We start from the raw sequence: 19,269 nt of genomic DNA on the forward strand, positions 1-19,269 counted from the left end.
CATCTCCTGCCCTGGGCTTGATATGAAATAAGTTCCCGCCAACTTGGTACCGTATCCGCCGGCCGCTTGATTGAAAAAACGCCGGACAGCGCATAGCTTGATAGTGGCAGCGCAATACCGGCGCGCAGTCTGTCCGGCAACATGCCGGCGCCCTCATTTCCGCGGGAGGAAAACATGCCCTACAAAACCATTCTGGTTCATGTGGATGGTTCCAGTCACCTGGACGCCCGAGTCAATATCGCAGCCAGCCTGGCGATCGCGGAAGGCGCGCACCTGGTCGGCGCGGCCGTCACCGGCGTCTCGAAAATTGCCTATGAATCGATGGCCTTCGGCCAGGTCGACCCCTATGTGGACAAGTACCTGAAGATCGCCCAGGACCGGGCCAACCATGCGCTCGATCGCTTCGAATCGCTCGCCAGTGCCGCCGGCGTCGCGTCCCGCGAGCGACGCCTGGTCGACGACGAGCCGCTGGGCGGCATCAGCGTGCAGGGACGCTACAGCGACCTCGCGGTGATCGGCCAGATCGATCCGGACGAGCCTTCGCCGATGCTGTACGGGAACTTCCCCGAGTACGTGGCGATGAATTGCGGATGTCCGGTGCTGATGATTCCGTATGCGACCGAACTGAAGCAGACCGGCGACAACGTGCTGATCGCATGGAATGCGAGCGCCGAATCCACGCGCGCGGTGCATAGCGCGATTCCCCTTCTGCGGCGCGCGAAGATCGTGCATGTGGCGGTACTCAATCCTTCCGAGCTGCCGGATGCGCACGGCGAGCAACCCGGCGCCGATATCGGCCTGTTTCTCGCGCGACACGACATCAAGGTGGAAATCACGCAGCAGAGGACGGAAATCGATGTCGGCGAAGCCTTGCTGTCGCTTGCCGCCGATCTCGGCTCGGACATGCTGGTGATGGGATGCTACGGGCATTCGCGCTTCCGCGAAATCCTGCTCGGCGGCGTGACGCGGACCATGCTGCAATCGATGACGATTCCGGTGTTCATGTCGCACTAAGATCACGGTGCCCGACGCACCGTGATCGGCCCTAGCGCAGCGAGAAATCCACGCCGCTTGCGCTGCCTCCTTCTGTGCCCACCTTGGGCGCCAGAATGAACATGCGATCGTCACTGACCTGGCCGTGACTGTGCAGCCAGGTCTTCACCGCCATCGCGCGCCGGTTGCCAAGCGTGACGAGATCGTCGTCGCTGATTTCCGCATTGGCGATCATCAGCTTCTCCATTTCTTCCACCGGCAGGCTCTTGGGCAAGCCCACCAGGTTGCGCGGCTTGGGGAATTTTTCATCGCGGTAGGCCCGGGTCAGCAGCTCGGGATATTCGCCGGCGCTGACCACCACGCTGCCCGGCTCGGGCGTTTCGCCGCGGGCTTGCAAGTCCTTCATCTTGAGCGCACGCACCTTGCGCGTGACGGATGCGCGCTTGAGGCCGTCGCGGTCGGCTTCGGGGTTCACTCTTCCGGCAATTTCCAGCTTCAGCGCCGGGCGGTCAGTCAATGCCTTGGACAAGGAGGTCAACTTGGCTTCCGCGGCGGGCGGGATGGCGGCGCTGCCGGGACCAAGAGCGAGCGAGGACAGCTCCTCGCCGCCGCCGAAGAGCGCGCCGATCAGTGCGAAAGGCTTGGTGACGGCCTTGGTGATGATGTTGACGATGACCTTGACGATGACGCCGCCAACGGAAAACTGCGGGTCGTCCAGCGAGCCGCCGATCGGCAGGTTGACGTCGATCACGCCGTTGCGGTCACGCAGCAGCGCCACCGCGAAATGCACCGGCAGTTTGGTCGCGGTCGGGCTGTCGACCTTGTCGCCGAAGGTAAGCTGATCGAGGATCAGGCGGTTCTCGGCCGAGAGAACGCGCTTGTCGACACGATACGCCGCCTCGAAGGACAGCTTGCCTTTCTCGATGCCGTAGCCGACATACCTGCCGGAATAGGCGGACAGCGGCGCCAGCTCCATGCCGCGCACGTTCGCCTTGAGATCGAGGAACAGATCGCCCTTGAGCGGATTGATGCGGCCGGTCACGGCCAGTGGCGCGTTGTTGACGTCGCCGTGAAGGTCGAGGCCGGCACTGCTGCCGGGGTCGGACGACAGCTCGGTCACGGCGCCGCCGAAATTATTGAGCGTCGCGCTGTAGTGCGGCTGGATGAAATTGTCGGTGAAGCGCACACGCCCGCCTTGCAGCGTCACTTTGCGGATCATGATCGGCGGCATTTTTCCTGCGGCCCGCGCCTCGCTCCTGGCGGTCGCTACCGGCTTTGCCGCCGGGGCTGCTTCCTCGGTCAGGCTCTTGTGGGCGCCGGACGTATCGCGCACGATGTCCTGCAAATTGATGCGGCCGCTCGGATCGATAATGACGCGCGCAAAAAAATCCGACAAGGCGAGCTGGTCCACTTTCACGGCAAGCGGTTCAAGGCGCAGGTCGATGCCGCCGGCGAACAGCGATTTCCAGCGCAAGAAATCGTTGCCGTTGAGCTTGTCGACGGTGGCGAGGTTGCCCAGCGTCATGTCGCCCTTGAAATCGCCTTTCCACGCGCCGCTTTCGGCTACATTCAAGGTGAGCTTGCCGTTGCCGCTCAGGGCCGCGCGCGTCAGGCGCAGGTTGATCCGGTCGGCGATGTAGGGCTGCAGGGGCAGCAGATCGACTTCCTTCGCCTTGAGTGCGAGGTCGGCCTTGAAGGGGGCGAGAACGATCCCGCCGCTCACATCCAGCCGGCCGCTCTTGTTGACGGCGGCTTTCAGATTCACATCGGCGGGCGTTGCGGATGCGGTCGAGAATCCCTGCACCGACAGGCTGAGCGGCGCCAGCGTGGTCACCGTGGGCTGCCCCTCGCTGCGATCTTCGAGGCGCGCGGTCCAGTTCTGCAGGTCGATGCGATCCACCTTGATCGCATAGGGCTTGTCCGCTCCCTGCCCGGATTTCGCCGCCGATTCAGACACCGGCGCAGCGGGTGCAGCAGCCTTGTCCTGGCGCAGCAGGAAGCCGGCGCTGCCCGACCTCACTTCGCCAACCGAGACGCTGCGCTGCTTGGTGTCGATGGCCATCTTGCGCAGCATCAGGTCCAGCTTCTCCACACCGGCATGCTTGGGACGCGATGCGTGCTCGTCCGTGTAACGCAGGCTTGCATCGCGGATTTCCAGCTCGCCGAGGGTGATGCCGGGCGTCGGTTTGCCGGTTCCGGATGGGGACGTGCCCGATGGCGCCGAGGCGGGCAGCAGCTGCAGCAGACTGAGCTGGCCATCGCGCTCGCGCGCCATATCGGCTTCCAGCCCTTTCAACAGCACGCGTGCCAGGTCGATGCGATTGCTGAACACGTCCGTATCATGCAGCGTCACCGTCAGTTCCGGCAGCTTGACGACCTGCTTGCCGTCCAGGGTGTTGACGCGCAGGGACTTCAGCGTCGCGCCGCCGCGCAGCAAGACGGTCGGGGCCGCGCCCTTCGGCTGGCGGAAGCTTGCGCTCAATTGCATGTCCAGCCGGGCGCCGGGCACCTTGAAGCGCGGCTTGAAAGGCAGGTACTCCAGGTAGCGCGTCAGGTCAAGGTCATGCAGGCCGAAATCCACCACCGCGTCGCGCGGATCGGCAAAGGGGCGTGCCTTGCCTTGCACCAGCAGCGGCGTGCCGTTGACGTTCGCGCTCAAGAGCGGTTCCACGAATACCTGCACCTGCGATGGAAGCGAGGATATGAAAGGCACGCCGAGCTGGATGTCGCTCACGGTGTGCGTGGTCTTGACCGGCTTGTCCTCGAACTCGATGCGGCCCTGTTGCAGCTGGATGTTGTTGACCGAAAAACGCGCCGGTTCCGGCGCTGGCGGCTGGCTTGCAATCAGCGCGAGGATATCGTCGATGTTGTAGCGATGCGCCTGCTCGCGCGCCAGGTGGACATAAGGCTTCGTCAGCAGCACTTGCTGCACGACCGGCGCCAGCCGCAACACGGACTCGGTGGCCAGATTGAGCGTCAGCGTCTCGAAGGAGGCGAACACGACATCGCTGCCCGGCTCGCGCAGTTTCAGGTCGCGGACGTTCACGACCAGCGTGAACGGATTGGCTTCGACCGCGCCGACCGTGAGCTGGCGATGCAGCTGTTCCGCGGCGATTTTTTCCAGTTTCGATTTGACGATCGCCGGCAGGATGGCAAAGCCGAACAGGCTGTACAGAAAAAGGGCGGCGCCCGCCGTGATGAGCGAACGGCGAACTGCGCGTTTGCCGAAGAAAGCCGGAAGATGCAGCGATGGGTGCGATGGCATGGCAGGCGGTGGTAGAAGAAGGAACGCCCTCCGATTTTAACAGTCCGCAGCGCGCCGGGTTTTGATCCCGGGAAAGACGAGTGTGACGGATTTTCAATCCGGATCGGCGCCGATTACCTGCTTGAGCGACAGTTCGAGCGCATCGGCGATGTCTGCCGCGGCGACATGACGGCCCAATTGCTCGGCGCAGGATGTGGTGCAGCGGGCCAGGGTCGCGGCATCCTCTTGCGGTCTTCCCATCGCCTCACACAGCGCTGCCCAGTCGGGGTTCTGCAGCAGCAGGCCGGCGACCAGCAGGATGCCGTTGCGCTTGCGCACCTGCGCGAAGCCGACGATCTTCCGCCCGTCGATCACCACCTCGCCCGGCGAGAGGCCGCCGAAGCAGGCCCATGCGACCGAGGAAGCGCGATTGTCCTGCTTCCATGCATGCGCCTCGTCAGGCGTGAGAACCTGCGTCGCGATGCCGATCGCGTCGAGCGCCGATGCATACACATCGCCGATCCACTGATAGCTTTTCGCCGTACTGAGCGTCACCAGCGGATGCGCCGCGGGAAGGACGACGGATGCGCTCAGCATCCAGGGGCCGACGAGCACCGCGCCGCCACCGGCGTCGCGCGCAATGACGTCAATACCGGCGGATGCGATGGCCGCCTCCGTTTGCATCATGGCATGTTGCGAGCGGCCGAGAACCACCGCAGGCTTGTCATAACGCCAAAGCCGCGCTTCCGGCGCGCGGACCTCCGTACTGAGCTTGTGCTGGTTCCAGTGCTGCTCTTCTCGATGCTGTTGTGCGTTCTGCATGGGGATGGTTCGGCTGGTCGGATGTCTGTGCAATGCAGGAAACTCTGCTGCAACCGACATTCTAGCGCTCACATTCCCAGTCCCGCCATTTCTCCGCCGTGTTCCACCGTGCCCGGGCGCTCGACGACGATGCAATCGGTGGTGAGAATCAGGCCGGCAATCGACGCCGCGTTTTGCAGGCCCAGGCGCGTGACCTTGGTCGGGTCGATGACGCCCATGGCCATCATGTCGCCGTATTCCTCGGTCGCCGCGTTGTAGCCGAAGCTGCCGGTGCCGGCGGCGACGTCTTCGACAATCACATCCGGGTCCTTGCCGGCATTCTTCAGGATTTGCCGCAAAGGTTCTTCCAACGCGCGATGCACGATCCTGGCGCCCGATTCCTGGGCCAGATTGCCCAGCTTGAGGCCGTCGAGCGCAGGTCGCGCGCGCAGCAAGGCCACGCCGCCGCCAGCCGAGATGCCTTCCTCCACCGCGGCGCGGGTCGCATGCAGCGCGTCTTCCACGCGCGATTTCTTTTCCTTCAGCTCGGTCTCGGTGGATGCACCGATCTTGATCAGCGCCACGCCGCCGGCCAGCTTGGCGGCGCGCTCTTCCAGGCGCGTGCGTTCGTAGGCGCCGGCAGATCGCTCGATCTCCTGCCGGATCTGCGCGATGCGCTGCTGTATCCTTTCCGGATCGCCCGCACCGCCGATCAGGGTGGTGGCATCGCGGTCTGCTTCGATGCGTCTTGCGTGGCCGAAGTCCTGAGGAGAGATTTTTTCGAGCGACAGGCCCGATTCTTCCGAGATCACTTTTGCGCCGGTGACAATGGCGATGTCTTCGAGCTGTGCCTTGCGGTTATCGCCAAAGCCCGGCGACTTGACCGCGCACACCTTCAATGCGCCGCGCAGGGAGTTGAGCACCAGCGTGGCGAGCGCATCGCCGCTGATATCCTCGGCGATCAAGAGCAGCGGCTGGCCCGCCTTGACGACGTGCTCCAGCGCCGGCAGCAAGGCATTGATCGAGGCAATCTGCTTTTCATAGATCAGGATCAGCGCATCATCGAGCACGGCGCGGCCTTTTTCTTCCTCGTTGATGAAATACGGCGACAGGTAACCGCGGTCGAATTGCAGACCTTCGACCACTTCCAGCTCGTTCTTCATGCCGCGCCCTTCTTCTGTCTTGATGGCGCCGTCGCGGCCTACGCGTTCCATCGCCTGCGCGATCATCTCGCCGATGGATGCATCGCCGTTGGAGGAGATGGTACCGACATGCACCGTTTCCTGATTCGAGCTGACCTTCCGCGAATTCTGTTTCAGGCGTGCGACCACGGCTTCCACGGCGGCGTCGATGCCGCGCTTGAGGTCCATCGGATCGAAGCCGGCGGCGACATATTTCATGCCTTGCTGCACAATGGCCTGCGCCAGCACCGTTGCCGTGGTGGTGCCGTCGCCCGCCATCTCCGAGGTCTTCGCCGCGACTTCGCGCGCCATTTGCGCGCCGACATTCTCGAACGGATCAGGCAGCGAGATTTCCCTCGCCACGATCACGCCCGAATTGATGATGGTCGGCGGGCCGTAGGGATTGCCAAGCGCAACCGTCCGGCCTTTCGGACCGAGCGTGACCTTGACGGCATCGGCCAGGATGTTCAGGCCGGCGCACAACTTGGCGCGCGCCTGTTCATGGAACAACAAGCTCTTTGCTGCCATTTTCATCTCCCTAAAGCGTCGATCTCAGGTTGACAACGCGGCGAGCCTGGTCCGGCCCAGCAACTCCATCAGCGCGCCGAGCGGCCGCGTGTTGAGTACATCCTTCTTCTCCAGCCAGCCGCGCCTTGCCTGCCCGACGCCGAAACGCAGGTCATCGAAATCGAACACGCTGTGCGCGTCCGAACCGATGCTCACGAGCACGCCCTCGCGCTTGGCTGCGAGGCAATAGGTGTCGGTCATGTCGAGGCGTTCCGGCTGCGCGTTCAGTTCCAGGAAACAGCCGCGCTCCTTTGCATGACGAATGATGCGCAGCATGTCGACCTCGTACGCGTCGCGCTCGAAGATCATGCGCCCGGTCGGATGCGCCAGCAGCGTGAAGCAGGGATGATCCATCGCGCGCAGGATGCGCTCGGTCTGCCGCTCGCGCGGCAGCGTGAACTTGCTGTGCACGGCGCCGATGACGATATCCAGTCGCGCCAACATGGCGTCGGGCATGTCGAGTGTGCCGTCTTCGTTGATGTCGACTTCTATCCCCTTCAGCAGCCTGATCCCCGACAGCTCCTCGTTGAGGCGATCGATCTCGTCGATCTGTTTCGCCAGGGCGCCGCTGTCGAGGCCATGCGCAACCCGCAGCTTCTGCGAATGGTCGGTGATGGCGAGATAGGCAAAGCCGCGCCGCTGCGCCTCCAATGCCATCTCGCGCAGACTGTTCTTGCCGTCCGATGCCCTGGTGTGTGCATGCAGGTCACCTTTCAGGTCGGTCAGGCCGACCAGCTTCGGCAAATGCCCGGCCTGCGCTGCTTCGATCTCGCCGCGGTTCTCGCGCAGTTCCGGCTCGATGTACGGCAGGCCCACGGCCTTGAAAACCGACGCTTCCGTTTCGCCGGCGATGCGGCGCTCGTTCGAGAAGAGGCCGTATTCGTTCAGCTTCCATCCATGCGCCTGCGCCAGTCGTCGCACCGCAATGTTGTGCGCCTTGGAACCGGTGAAGTAATGCAGCGCCGCACCGAAGCTGGAGTCGGCAACGACACGCGCATCGACCTGGATGCCTTGCCGCAGCAACACGCTGGCGCGCGTCGTGCCATGCGACTGAACTTGCGCAACGTCGCCAAACTCGACGAATCGCTGCAGCAGGCGGATCGGCCGCGCGGAGCTCATCACGATGTCGAGGTCGCCGACGGTTTCCTGCCTGCGCCGATAACTTCCGGCGATCTCGATCTGCCTGGCGTCCTCGCCTGCGCGCAGGTAGGCGACCAGGGCTTCCGCGATCTGGGCCGCCATGTCGATGCGGAAGCGCCTGGCCTTGGACAGTTTTGCCTGCACCGATTCGAGGATGCGTTGCTCGGCGCGCTTGCCGAATCCGGGGATGGTGCTGATCTCGCCGGCGCGTGCCGCCCGCGCGAGCTGGTCCAGTGTCTGGATGTTGCGCTCGTCGTACAGCGTCTTCACGCGTTTCGGCCCGAGACCGGGAACGGAGAGCAATTCATGGATTGCCGGCGGCAATTCCTGGCGCAGTTGTTCTCGCAAGGCGCAGGTGCCGGTGGCGACGATTTCGATGATCTTTCCGGCCAGGTCGGGGCCGATGCCCGGCAACTCCTTCAGGTCGCGGTTTTCTTCCACCATGGTCTGCACGCTCGGCGCGAGCGTGCTCAGCATGCGCGCCGCGTTGCGATAGGCGCGAATGCGGAACGGATTGTTGCCCTCGATTTCCAGCAGGTCGGCGATCTGCTGGAAGACGGCGGCGACGTCCGCGTTATGGACAAGAACCCGCTGTTCCATGGTTCATGGGCAGGATTTGTCGTTTGTCATCGTGAGCCCCTGCGTTGACAATACGCCGGCTTTTCCCGCTTGAGGACGGAACATGGTGCAACCCTTCAGGCCCAGCTGATACGCCTGTCCGAACAGGCCCATGCAGGCATCGAGATCCGCATCGGGGGGCAGATTGATCGTCTTGGAAATCGACTGGTCGACATAGCTCTGCAGTGCAGCCTGCATCCTGAGCTGGTCGTTCATATCGATGTCGCGCGATTCGATAAAGGACTCCGGCAGACGCGCATTCTCACCATGCAGCTTGCGATACAGCATCCATGCGTAGTCACGCACCGGCACCGAGCTAGTCGTGCCGTCTGCCTGCCTCACATTGCGGTGATAATGCATTGCATAAATCGGCTCGACGCCGCTGGACACATTGTTGGCCAGCAGGCTGATCGATCCCGCCGGCGCAATCGCGGTGAGATGACTGTTGCGTATGCCCTTGTGGCGAATCACCTCCACCATGTCGCGCGGCAGCGATCGCACAAAGGCGCCCTCGATGTATTTCTGCGGATTGCATTCGGGAAAAGCGCCGCGTTCCTGCGCCAGGTCGATCGATGTCCGATAGGCCGCGTGGCAAATCGTCTGCATGACAGTGCGCGCAACATCCAGTGATGCGCTGGAGCCGTAACGCACGCCAAGCATGGCGAGCGCATCGGCCAGCCCGGTGATGCCCAGCCCGATGCGGCGCGAGGCGTGCGCCACCTTTTCCTGCGCCTTGAGCGGGAAAGTCGACACTTCATACACATTGTCCAGCATGCGCGTCGCGATCGCGGCAGTGGCGGCGATGCCCTGCAGGTCGAGGCGCGGTTGCGAACCGAATGGATCGTTCACGAACTGCGTCAGGTTGATGGAGCCGAGATTGCACGCGCCATGCGGCGGCAGCGGCACTTCGCCGCAAGGATTGGTCGCGCTGATGGTTTCAGCGTAGTAGAGATTGTTCTCGCTCTCCACGCGATCGATGAAGATCACGCCGGGATCGCCGCATTCGAACGCAGCCTTCTGCAGACGTTCCCACAAGGCACGCGCCGACACGGTGCGCAGGACGATGCATTGCTCGGTCTCGAATGACCCCGACCATTTCCGTTCACATACCATTGCGCCGGCGGGTACGGCCCTGCCCGCAAGCGGAAACACCAGTTGCCACGGCTCATCCTGCTCCACCGCGCGCATGAATGCGTCGCTGATCAGCACCGACAGATTGAAGTGCTGCAGGGAATGCAGATCGCGCTTGGCATCGATGAAGCGTTCGATATCCGGATGGTCGCAGCGCAAGGTCGCCATCATCGCGCCGCGCCGGCTTCCGGTCGACACCAGCGTGGCGCATGCCTGGTCCCAGACCTGCATGAAGGACACCGGTCCGGACGCAATGTTGCCCGATCCCGCTGCCTGCATGCCGGCCGGCCGCAGCGTGGAGAAATCACAGCCGACGCCGCCACCAGCCTGTATGGTGAGCATGGTTTCCGCCAGCGACGAAAAGATACCGTCGATGGAATCATGCAAGGAGCCCATCACGAAGCAGTTGAACAGCGTAACGCGCCGCCCGCTGCCTGCGCCTGCGAGGATGCGGCCTCCCGGCAGGAAGCGGAAATGCGACAGTGCGGCTTCGAAACGCGCGCGCCATTCGTCGCGATGATGTGTCTCCGGGCTGGACAAGGCCAGCGCGACGCGCGACCAGGTCTGGGTGATGTCAGGCTCGCTGGCATGGCCGTCTTCGACCAGGCGATATTTGTTGCGCCATACCTGCGCCGCAATCGGTTCGGAAAACATGGTGATGGGCATGATGACCTCCACATGTGTGTGAGCGACGGGGATGAGATTCTCGACCAAAGTACTTGTTACAGCTTAGGTGCGCAACAGCCCGTATAAAAGTGATCTATCTCAAGGTTTTCGGAATTGGCGCATGCATCGCTTCGCCCTCTCGCCCTGCACCGGCAGCGCATGCCGACGAAGTTGCCCGCGACAAAGAATGGGGATGCACGAACACGTCTCCCTTAATGAGGGTCAACACGACATGGTCAATGGCGCCTATGCTGGATACGATATCCCTGACTGGAGGATTGCTCTCATGCATGCCAAACTCACCGGCATCACCATCCTGTGCTGCACCGTCGCGTTCGCCGGCTGCGCCGTGCCTCCGACCCAGGAGCAAAGCGGCATGGTCATCGGCGGCGTGCTGGGCGGTGCGCTCGGCTCGCAGGTCGGTGGCGGTCATGGCCGAACAGCGGCGACCGTGGTCGGCACGCTGCTGGGTGCCACCGTGGGCGGTTCGGTCGGCCGCTCGATGGATGACACGGATCGCCTCAAGGTCGCCCACTCGCTCGAAAGCGTGCGCACCGGTGTGACCTCGCACTGGCGCAATCCGGATACCGGCAATGAATATGCAGTGAAGCCGACACGCACGTATGAAAGCGCCGGCACGCCCTGCCGCGAATACACGGTCGACGGCCGGGTCGGCGGGAAAAAAGAGACGATCTACGGCACCGCCTGCCGCCAGCCCGACGGGAGCTGGCGAGCGGTCAATCAATAACACCACTGGATTGAACAGGCAGTTGAAAAACGTGGCGAGCGGGCCGAGTTTGGGTGTGCAGAACGCAGTAGCGCCCCAAATCGACCCGTACAGTCGTTTTTCGACAGCCTTCTAGTGCCGCCAGCGGACGCGGAGCAAGTATTCGTCCTCGTTGTACTGATATTCAAGTTCGCCCTTGTACGCATGATGCAAGGCGTCACCGATCCCGCGCGCGAGATGGATGTCCGTGGTCGTGATCATGAGCTGATTGTCCTGATCTTCGATGGCGATGATTCTCTGCAGCGGGTGGTCCGCCTTTTCGCGCGCCTCCAGATTGCGGGCCAGGCTGATCAATTCCTCGCGGTGCGCCTGTGCAAACTGCCCCTCGATGGATACATAGCCGGCAGGCAGTTTGTCGTGGATGCGGTGGCAGGCGGGGCATGTGGCCTGATGCGCGTTCGCCGGGGCGGCACTCCATTGCCAGCGGCCTTCGTGATACACCGCGCCGCAGTCCGCGCACACCGTCGGCTCCGCTAGTTTTTCCCGGTCCTGATAGGGATCCTTGATCTGGCCATCGAACATCTCAAGATGCCGTCCGGGTCGAAACGTGGATCCAGGTGGCTGTACCGATTTCATCACATTTCTCCTTTCAAGCGCAGCGCAGAAGACGGGGCCGTCCCGACTTCGGGCTGTCGCACATTATCCAAGGCGTCAGACAGTGGAATTTGCCGCGGCGTCGGGTGCGACGCCGGCAGCTCCACTTTCACTCTATATCTTTTTACGATCTGCGAACGCTGAAAAATCAAATCAAAGCGCGTTGTCGCGTCGCAACGCGGCACGACATCGCTGTTTTTCACATGGCATGTGCCACCGCAAACATTTTCAAGGGTATACAATCAAAGCGAGGACGCTTCACATCTACCGAGGGAGAAACCAGCCATCATGACAACTCCGGAAAACCAGCGCCCCGGCGCCACCAGCGCCGAACACCAGGAATTCAGCCTGGAGCGCATCAGCCGCCTCATAGCCGACCTTGAGCAGGAACTGGCCAAGGCTCCCATGGAAACCCCGCATGTGCAGGATCTGCGGGAAGAAATCGACACGCTCAAGCAAGTACTTGCGTCACCCGGCGAAGCGGAAGACCGGGTCGGTGAAAGCCTGCATGCCGTGCGTGACGCGCTGCAGAACGTCACGGCCAGAATCGAGGGAGAAGTGCTGAAGGACAGCCCCTACATCGCCGAAATCGGACGGATACTGGGCATGGTGTAAACCGCTTTGCTTTCCGGGAAGGATGATTTCTGTCCGGCATACCCTTTGTTGCAGATGCGGACCACGCGCAATGCGTCATCCGCCCTCGACAGAATCATTTTTCTCCGGCGTTCCCGCGATCAACTTGCTCAACTCTTCGCGATCGAGCGTTTCCTTTTCCAGCAATGCACGCGCCACCGTATCGAGCAGATTGCGATGCTGCGTCAGCGTGCCCTTCACCCGCATGTGCGCATCGTCGATCAGCCGGGCGATTTCCGCATCGATGATCTGGGCGGTATTTTCGCTGTAGGCTTTCTTTTCCTGCAAGGACGAAGGATACAGAAATGGCGCACGCGCTTCCTCGAAGGCCGCCAGCCCCAGCCTCTCGCTCATGCCGTACTGCGTCACCATGTGGCGCGCCATGTCGGTCGCCATCTGCAAGTCGTTCTGCGCACCGGTGGACACGTCGCCAAACGCCAGTTCCTCCGCCACGCGCCCGCCGAGGAAAACATCGAGCCGGTCCAGCAATTCCGCTTTCTTGAGCAGGTAGCGGTCTTCGGTCGGAAGCTGCTGGGTGTAGCCGAGCGCCGCGATGCCGCGCGGGATGATCGAAATCTTGTTCACATGATCCGCGTTGGGCCGCAATTCCGCGATCAGCGCATGACCGGCTTCGTGATAGGCGACTGTTTCCTTTTCCTTCGGGTTCATCACGCGAGTCTTCTTTTGCAGGCCCGCGACGATGCGGTCGATGGCTTCGTCGATGTCGTCCATGCCAACCTTTTCCTTGCCGTTGCGCGCCGCCAGCAGGGCAGCCTCATTGATCAGGTTGGCGAGGTCGGCGCCGGCGAATCCGGCGGTGCGCGCAGCCACCAACGAGAGATCGACGTCGGGCGACAACACGATGTGCTTGGCATGCACGGCCAGAATCTTTTCGCGTCCCTTGAGGTCGGGCCGGTCGAGCGCGATATGCCGGTCGAAGCGGCCCGGGCGCAGCAAGGCGGGATCGAGGATTTCCGGGCGGTTGGTGGCGGCCAGGATAATCACGCCCTTGTTGGTATCGAAGCCGTCCATTTCCACCAGCAACTGGTTCAGCGTCTGCTCCTGCTCGCTGTTGGCACCGCCCACCACGCTCATGCCGCGCGCCTTGCCCAGCGCATCGAGCTCATCGATGAAGATGATGCAGGGCGCCTTTTCCTCCGCCTGCGAAAACAGGTCGCGCACGCGCGCCGCGCCCACGCCGACGAACATCTCGACGAACTCCGAACCGCTGATCGAAAAGAAGGGCACGCCCGCTTCCCCCGCGAGCGCCTTGGCGAGCAGGGTCTTGCCGGTGCCGGGCGCACCCACGATCAGCACGCCCTTGGGTATCTTTCCGCCCAGCCTGCGGTAGCGCTCCGGATTCTTCAGGAATTCGACGATTTCCATCAGTTCGTCCTTGGCCTCGTCGATGCCGGCCACGTCGTCGAAGGTCACGCCGGTCTTGTTGGCGACATAGACACGTGCCTTGCTCTTGCCGATGTCGAACACGGACGACATGCCGGTTCGCTTGGCAAGGCCGCCCCACAGCCAGAAGATCAGGCCCAGAGGAATGATCCATGACAGCAAGGTGTTGAACCATTCACTCTTTTGCTGGCCGGTGAAGCGCACGCCTTGTTCCTGCATTTCCTCCACCAGTTGCGGATCAGCGACGCGCACCGTGATGAAGTTGCAGCCGCGATCACCCTTGCATTTCAACTGCGATCGGGTTTGCTCGGGCAGGATCTGGTCCAGTCCGTCGGCCTTGAGCGTGCCGGTGATCACGTCGTCGGCAACGTTTGCTTCGCTCACTTTCCCCGCATTCAGCAGATTTTTGAAATCACTGTAAGCGAGCTGTGTGCGTTCCGTCTGAAAGAGGGTTTGCATCAGGAGGAAAACGAGCGGCAAGAGCAGCAGATACCAGAGCGGTATGCGAATGTTCCTGGTGACATCGTTGCTCGGTTCTTGCATGGTGGCTCTTCCCTGTCCGGCGAGGCTCGCTTGCATTCAACTTACACCGTGCCACGCGGCTTCGCCTTTGACCAAAGTCAAGAAATTCCGGTCTCGCGCAGGTCGGCGGTATGCCGGGAAAACACGCACGATTAGAATGAATCGGATACTGTCTGCAGCGTGCATATCATCGCGATGGAGGGCAAGCAATGGGCATGACTCTCACTTCAACGGCATTCAGTGCCGGCGGCAGCATGCCGTCCATCCACACTTGCGACGGCAGAGATCTCTCCCCGCCCCTGAGCTGGTCGGGCGTGCCGGCCGAGGCGAAAAGTCTGGCCTTGATCGTCGACGATCCGGACGCGCCCGATCCCGCCGCGCCGCAAAGAACCTGGGTACATTGGGTCTTGTATAACCTGCCGACGGATGCCGCCGGGCTGCAGCAAGGCGCTACCGTGCATACCTTGCCGCAAGGCACGCGCGAAGGCAGCAATGACTGGAAGCGCACCGGTTACGGCGGCCCCTGCCCGCCGATCGGCCGCCATCGCTACTTCCACAAGCTGTATGCGCTCGACATCGTCCTGCCTGACCTGCACAAGCCAACCAAGGCGCAACTCGAACAGGCCATGCACGGGCACATCCTCGAACAAGCAGAATTGATCGGAACGTATCAACGCACGTAGAGGGAGACCTCGGTGAGTTACAAGAAGATTCTGCTGCCGACCGATGGTTCGGAAATCGGAAGCGCGGCCGCGCTCGCCGGCATCCGGTTCGCGGCGGAGCAAGGCGCAGAGGCCATCGGTCTCTTCGTCGCGCCGCCCTACGAATACGCCACGTCGGACAACTTGCCCGACGATGTTCCCACCGAGGAAGAGTATGAGGCGTCGATGCGCAGGAAAGGCAAATCCTATTTCGCCCACTTGCATGACACAGCCGCCGGATCGGGATTGAAGTTCACCGCTGTTGTCACGTTTGCGAAATCCACCCCGCAGGCGATCCTCGACGCTGCCGAAGAAAACCGCTGCGACCTGATCTTCATGGGATCGCATGGCCGCGGTGGCCGAAACCAGGCGCTGCTGGGCGACGTCACCCTGAGAGTCCTGACTGCATGCCGCATGCCGGTACTGGTCCACCGCACACAGGCGCGCCAAAACGAACGAGCTACTGAGGAATGAGGCACTGACATGCACTTTCACGATCAATTCGAGGACCGCATCCAGGCGGCGACACTGCTGGCGGAGCGACTGGGACACTACCGCGGACGCAATCCGCTGGTGCTGGCGATTCCGCGCGGCGCGGTGCCGATGGGAAAAGTGGTCGCCGACGCGCTCGACGGCGAACTCGATGTGGTGCTGGTGCACAAGTTCGGCGCGCCCTACGATCCGGAGTTCGCGCTGGGCGCCGTGGATGAAACCGGCTGGACCTACATCACGCCCGATGCGCAGCGCTATGGCGCGAACAGCAGATACGTCGCGGAGGAAAAGCAGCGCCAGCTCGAGGTACTGAAAAAGCGTCGCGCGCAATACACCCCCTGCCGCCCGCCGATCGATCCGAAGGGGCGCATCGTGATCGTGGTCGATGACGGCATTGCCACCGGTGCCACGATGATCGCCGCGCTGCATGCCACGCGCGCACGGGAGCCGGCCGAACTGGTCTGCGCGGTGCCGGTCGCCGCGCTCGACAGCCTGGAATATGTCAAGCCGCTGGCCGACAAGGTCGTCTGCCTGCTTCCGCTCACGCTCATGGGCAGCGTCGGCCGCTATTACCGCAATTTCCGCCAGGTCGAAGACGAGGACGTGATCGACGTGCTGACTCAAGCCGGCGCAGGCAAGCGCAATGATCTCGCTTGAATCGAAGCTCGCCTTCCTGCGGCAGCCCAGCAGCTATGCGGACTCGGTCTATCGGGTGGAAGCGATCGAGACGCACATGTCCTGGGTATTCCTGACCGATGGCCATGCCTACAAGCTGAAGAAGCCGGTGCACTACGACCTGCTGGATTTCAGCACGGTCGACGCGCGGCATTTTTTCTGCGAGGAAGAAGTGCGCCTTAACCGGCGTCTCGCGCCTGACGTCTATCTGGACGTGGTGCCGCTGGTCATCAACGAGCAGCGACATCTGGCGCTAGGCGGCGAAGGTGCGGTCATCGACTGGCTGGTCCGCATGCGGCGCGTGCCGGCCTCGCGCATGCTGGACTACATGCTCAAGACCAGGTCCGCGCAGGCCACCGACATGCAGCGGGTCGCGGCGCTGCTCGCGCGCTTCTACCGCGACTGCCCGCCGGTCGCCATCGACGCGGCCGAATACCAGCAGCGTTTCGAGCGCGACATCGATCACAACTGCGCCGTGCTGGCCACGCCTGCCTTCCGCCTGCCGGCGCGCCGCATCAAACGCATCTGCGCCGCGCAGCAGGCGTGGCTGGGCCGCAATGGCGCCCTGCTGGATGCACGCGTGGAGGGGCATCGGATCGTGGAAGGCCATGGCGATCTGCGCGCGGAGCATGTCTGCCTGGAGGATCCGCCGGTCATCATCGACTGCCTGGAATTCTCGCGCGAACTGCGCATCACCGACAGCGCCGACGAGCTGTCCTTCCTTGCGCTGGAGTGCGAACGGCTGGGCAACCCCGCGCTCGGCGATACGCTGTTGCGCGCCCATGCCGACCTGTCAGGCGACATGCCGCACGCCGGCCTGGTCCGCTTTTACCAGAGCGTACGGGCCTGCGTTCGCGCGCGCATCGCGATTTTCCATTTGAATGAAGAGCAGTTCCGCTATTCCGCCGAATGGCCGCGCCGCGCGATGGAATATCTGCAACTCGCGGAACAACATGCGGAAGCGGCCCATGTCTTATAACGCCCCAAGCAGGCTGTTGAAAAACGTGGCGAGCGGGTCGAGACTGGGACCGAGGAGCGCACGCATACGACCGGTACGCAGAGCACCGCAGGTCCCAGGATCGGCCCGCGCAGGTGTTTTTCAACGGCCTGCCAGCAGGTCGGTGACCGATCCGCCCTCGTGCATCCTGCGCATCGCTTCGGCGAACAGCGCAGTGCTGTCCAGCACGATCAATTTTTCCTTGAGCGGGCCTGCGTGCAGACGGAAAGGCGGCACCGTATCGACCACCACGATGCCATCCAGTGCGGCATCGGCCAGCACCGTTTCCGCGTCTGCCATGAACAATCCATGCGTGGCCGCCGCGATCACTTTTTTCGCGCCGCGTTGCCGGCAGGCCCGAGCGGTGCGCGCGATCGTGCCGCCGCTGCTGATCAGGTCGTCGATGATCAGTGCGACGCGACCGTCGACCTCGCCGACCAGCATCTCGCCGCTGACCACGCCCAGGCTGCGATGCTTTTCGGCAAAGGCCGCGCCGACCGGCTTGCCGATCGCATGCGACAGGCGCTGCCGGAAACTTTCGGCACGCTTGATGCCTCCGGCATCCGGCGACACCACGACCACCTCTTCCTTTTGCAATGCCGGCGCGAAATGCGCGACGAACAACTTGTTCGCCTCCAGGTTCTCGGTCGGGCAGCGAAAGGCATTCTGAAAGGCCGCGAGATTATGCACATCCATGGTCACCACCGCATCGCTGCCCACCGCCTCGAACAGCGCGGCGACATAGCGCGTCGTCACCGGATCGCGCGGCTGCGTTCTGCGGTCCTTGCGCGCGTAAGCGAGATAGGGAACGACGGCGGTAACGCGTCCGGCCGCGGCATCCTTGAGCGCCCCGATGAAGAACAGCAGGCGGCACAGCTTGTCGTTGCCGCTGTGCGTTGCATCGCCATACAGGGAGTGGATGACAAACACGTCGCGTCCGCGCACGCCGGTCAGCGGCCGCGCCTTGTGCTCGCCGTCCTCGAATCCGCGCTCCTCATGCGCGCTCAAGGCCAGGCCGAGATGCCGTGCAACCGCTTCACCGAAAGGGCGGCTGCCTTCGAGCGCGAAGATTTGCATGTCCGCCAGCGCCGCCGAAACCTGCAATGCGTGATTCACCATTTCCGTCACTCCTGATATGACCTGTTTCGATGTATTCAACGGCGACGCGGACGGCATGTGCGCGCTGCGCCAGCTGCGACTTTCGGAGCCGCGCGAGGCGATCCGCATCACCGGCCTCAAGCGCGAGATCGCCTTGCTGGAGCGTGTGGACGCGCGTTCGGGAGATGATGTCGCGGCACTGGATATCTCGCTCGACGTCAATCGCGCTGCGCTGCTGTCGCTGCTGCAACGCGGCGTACGGGTGCAGTATTTCGATCATCACGGCTCGGGCGATATCCCTTCGCATCCGGCGCTGCAGGCGCACATCGATCTTGCGCCGGCGGTGTGCACCGGCATGATCGTCGACCGCTATCTGGGCGGCAGACACCGGCTGTGGGCGATCGTCGCGGCCTTCGGCGACAACTTCGGCCGGGCGGCGCGCGGATTGGCCGCATCGCTCGCGCTGCAGCCGCAGCAGCTCGCCGCCCTGCAAGAACTCGGCGAATGCCTGAACTACAACGCCTACGGCGACATCGACAGCGATCCCGTGCTTCATCCCGCCTCCCTGTACACCCTCCTGGAGCGCTACGAGAGCCCGTTCCAGTTCATGCAAGCCGAGCCGGTCTTCGGCAAAATCAAGCAGGCGCGCCGGCACGATATCGAACTCGCTTGCCAGCTCCAGCCGCACACCGTTCTTCCCGGCGGTTGCGTGCATGTCCTGCCCGACGCCGCATGGAGCCGCCGCGTGCGCGGAGAGTTCGCCAATACCCTCGCCAACAACGACCCGCGACGCGCGCATGCTGTGCTCACGCCGAATGTGCGGGAAGGATTCACGGTCAGCGTGCGCGCCCCGCTCACCCGTCGGCAGGGCGCGCGGCAACTGTGCGTGCAGTTCGAGACTGGCGGTGGGCGTGCGGCAGCGGCCGGCATCACGCATCTGCCTCGCGACCGCCTGCCGGACTTCGTCAAGGCGTTCGAGCAGGCCTTCCCGCAGGACGCGAAATGAATTCGGCGACGCGCTGCAA

The 19,269-nt window shown here is 63.0% G+C and carries 16 protein-coding genes; 8 read left to right on the forward strand and 8 right to left on the reverse strand.

Annotated features, from left to right (window positions below; all coding sequences use genetic code 11):
* Positions 1-174: 174 nt before the first annotated feature.
* The gene (locus tag E6W33_RS11850; RefSeq protein ID WP_136417528.1) at positions 175-1,014 is read left to right on the forward strand and encodes a universal stress protein; all 840 of its coding nucleotides are present in this window, start codon (positions 175-177) and stop codon (positions 1,012-1,014) included.
* A gap of 31 nt (positions 1,015-1,045) precedes the next feature.
* On the opposite strand, the gene E6W33_RS11855 is transcribed toward E6W33_RS11850, so the two are convergent.
* The 5 genes from E6W33_RS11855 to E6W33_RS11875 all read right to left on the reverse strand — a co-directional run bounded on the left by E6W33_RS11855 (position 1,046) and on the right by E6W33_RS11875 (position 10,341).
* Complete coding sequence (locus tag E6W33_RS11855; protein WP_136417529.1) at positions 1,046-4,258, reverse strand: DUF748 domain-containing protein; 3,213 nt, start codon at positions 4,256-4,258, stop codon at positions 1,046-1,048.
* Between the two features lie 93 nt (positions 4,259-4,351).
* A complete protein-coding gene (locus E6W33_RS11860; RefSeq protein ID WP_168798619.1) occupies positions 4,352-5,059 on the reverse strand; it encodes a hypothetical protein in 708 nt (235 codons plus the stop codon).
* A 68-nt stretch (positions 5,060-5,127) separates the two neighbouring features.
* Positions 5,128-6,747, reverse strand: a complete 1,620-nt coding sequence (groL, locus tag E6W33_RS11865) for a chaperonin GroEL (RefSeq protein ID WP_136417531.1) — start codon at positions 6,745-6,747, stop codon at positions 5,128-5,130.
* Positions 6,748-6,771: 24 nt separating this feature from the next.
* A complete protein-coding gene (polX, locus tag E6W33_RS11870) occupies positions 6,772-8,526 on the reverse strand; it encodes a DNA polymerase/3'-5' exonuclease PolX (RefSeq protein ID WP_136417532.1) in 1,755 nt (584 codons plus the stop codon).
* A gap of 3 nt (positions 8,527-8,529) precedes the next feature.
* Positions 8,530-10,341: an adenosylcobalamin-dependent ribonucleoside-diphosphate reductase gene (locus E6W33_RS11875; RefSeq protein ID WP_136417533.1), complete on the reverse strand. Its 1,812-nt coding sequence runs from the start codon at positions 10,339-10,341 to the stop codon at positions 8,530-8,532.
* Between the two features lie 286 nt (positions 10,342-10,627).
* Between E6W33_RS11875 and E6W33_RS11880 the strand changes: the two genes are divergently transcribed.
* Positions 10,628-11,089, forward strand: coding sequence for an RT0821/Lpp0805 family surface protein (locus tag E6W33_RS11880; protein ID WP_136417534.1), 462 nt, complete (start codon positions 10,628-10,630; stop codon positions 11,087-11,089).
* Between the two features lie 111 nt (positions 11,090-11,200).
* On the opposite strand, the gene E6W33_RS11885 is transcribed toward E6W33_RS11880, so the two are convergent.
* Positions 11,201-11,704, reverse strand: coding sequence for a BCAM0308 family protein (locus tag E6W33_RS11885; protein WP_136417535.1), 504 nt, complete (start codon positions 11,702-11,704; stop codon positions 11,201-11,203).
* 306 nt (positions 11,705-12,010) lie between these two features.
* Between E6W33_RS11885 and E6W33_RS11890 the strand changes: the two genes are divergently transcribed.
* Positions 12,011-12,337 (forward strand): hypothetical protein, encoded by a 327-nt coding sequence (locus E6W33_RS11890; protein WP_136417536.1) that lies wholly within the window; start codon positions 12,011-12,013, stop codon positions 12,335-12,337.
* Positions 12,338-12,412: 75 nt separating this feature from the next.
* Here the strand turns inward: E6W33_RS11890 and ftsH are convergent, their stop codons facing one another.
* Complete coding sequence (gene ftsH, locus E6W33_RS11895) at positions 12,413-14,302, reverse strand: ATP-dependent zinc metalloprotease FtsH (protein WP_136417537.1); 1,890 nt, start codon at positions 14,300-14,302, stop codon at positions 12,413-12,415.
* Between the two features lie 188 nt (positions 14,303-14,490).
* Here ftsH and E6W33_RS11900 point away from each other — a divergent pair, with 188 nt between their 5' ends.
* The 4 genes from E6W33_RS11900 to E6W33_RS11915 are packed head-to-tail and all read left to right on the forward strand — an operon-like array spanning position 14,491 to position 17,128.
* Positions 14,491-14,964, forward strand: a complete 474-nt coding sequence (locus E6W33_RS11900) for a YbhB/YbcL family Raf kinase inhibitor-like protein (RefSeq protein WP_136417538.1) — start codon at positions 14,491-14,493, stop codon at positions 14,962-14,964.
* Between the two features lie 12 nt (positions 14,965-14,976).
* Entirely contained in the window at positions 14,977-15,456 is a 480-nt protein-coding gene (locus E6W33_RS11905) for a universal stress protein (RefSeq protein WP_136417539.1), read from the forward strand.
* A gap of 9 nt (positions 15,457-15,465) precedes the next feature.
* Complete coding sequence (locus E6W33_RS11910) at positions 15,466-16,131, forward strand: phosphoribosyltransferase family protein (RefSeq protein WP_136417540.1); 666 nt, start codon at positions 15,466-15,468, stop codon at positions 16,129-16,131.
* The gene (locus E6W33_RS11915; RefSeq protein ID WP_136417541.1) at positions 16,118-17,128 is read left to right on the forward strand and encodes a hypothetical protein; all 1,011 of its coding nucleotides are present in this window, start codon (positions 16,118-16,120) and stop codon (positions 17,126-17,128) included. The genes E6W33_RS11910 and E6W33_RS11915 overlap by 14 nt, the downstream gene beginning before the upstream one ends.
* Positions 17,129-17,248: 120 nt before the next feature.
* Here the strand turns inward: E6W33_RS11915 and E6W33_RS11920 are convergent, their stop codons facing one another.
* Positions 17,249-18,265: a ribose-phosphate pyrophosphokinase gene (locus E6W33_RS11920; RefSeq protein ID WP_136417542.1), complete on the reverse strand. Its 1,017-nt coding sequence runs from the start codon at positions 18,263-18,265 to the stop codon at positions 17,249-17,251.
* A 16-nt stretch (positions 18,266-18,281) separates the two neighbouring features.
* Here E6W33_RS11920 and E6W33_RS11925 point away from each other — a divergent pair, with 16 nt between their 5' ends.
* Positions 18,282-19,250, forward strand: coding sequence for an acetyltransferase (locus E6W33_RS11925; RefSeq protein ID WP_136417543.1), 969 nt, complete (start codon positions 18,282-18,284; stop codon positions 19,248-19,250).
* Positions 19,251-19,269 lie beyond the last annotated feature (19 nt).

The organism is Herbaspirillum sp. ST 5-3 (genome assembly GCF_004804275.1).
In the GTDB taxonomy this organism is placed as follows: Bacteria; Pseudomonadota; Gammaproteobacteria; order Burkholderiales; family Burkholderiaceae_D; genus Noviherbaspirillum.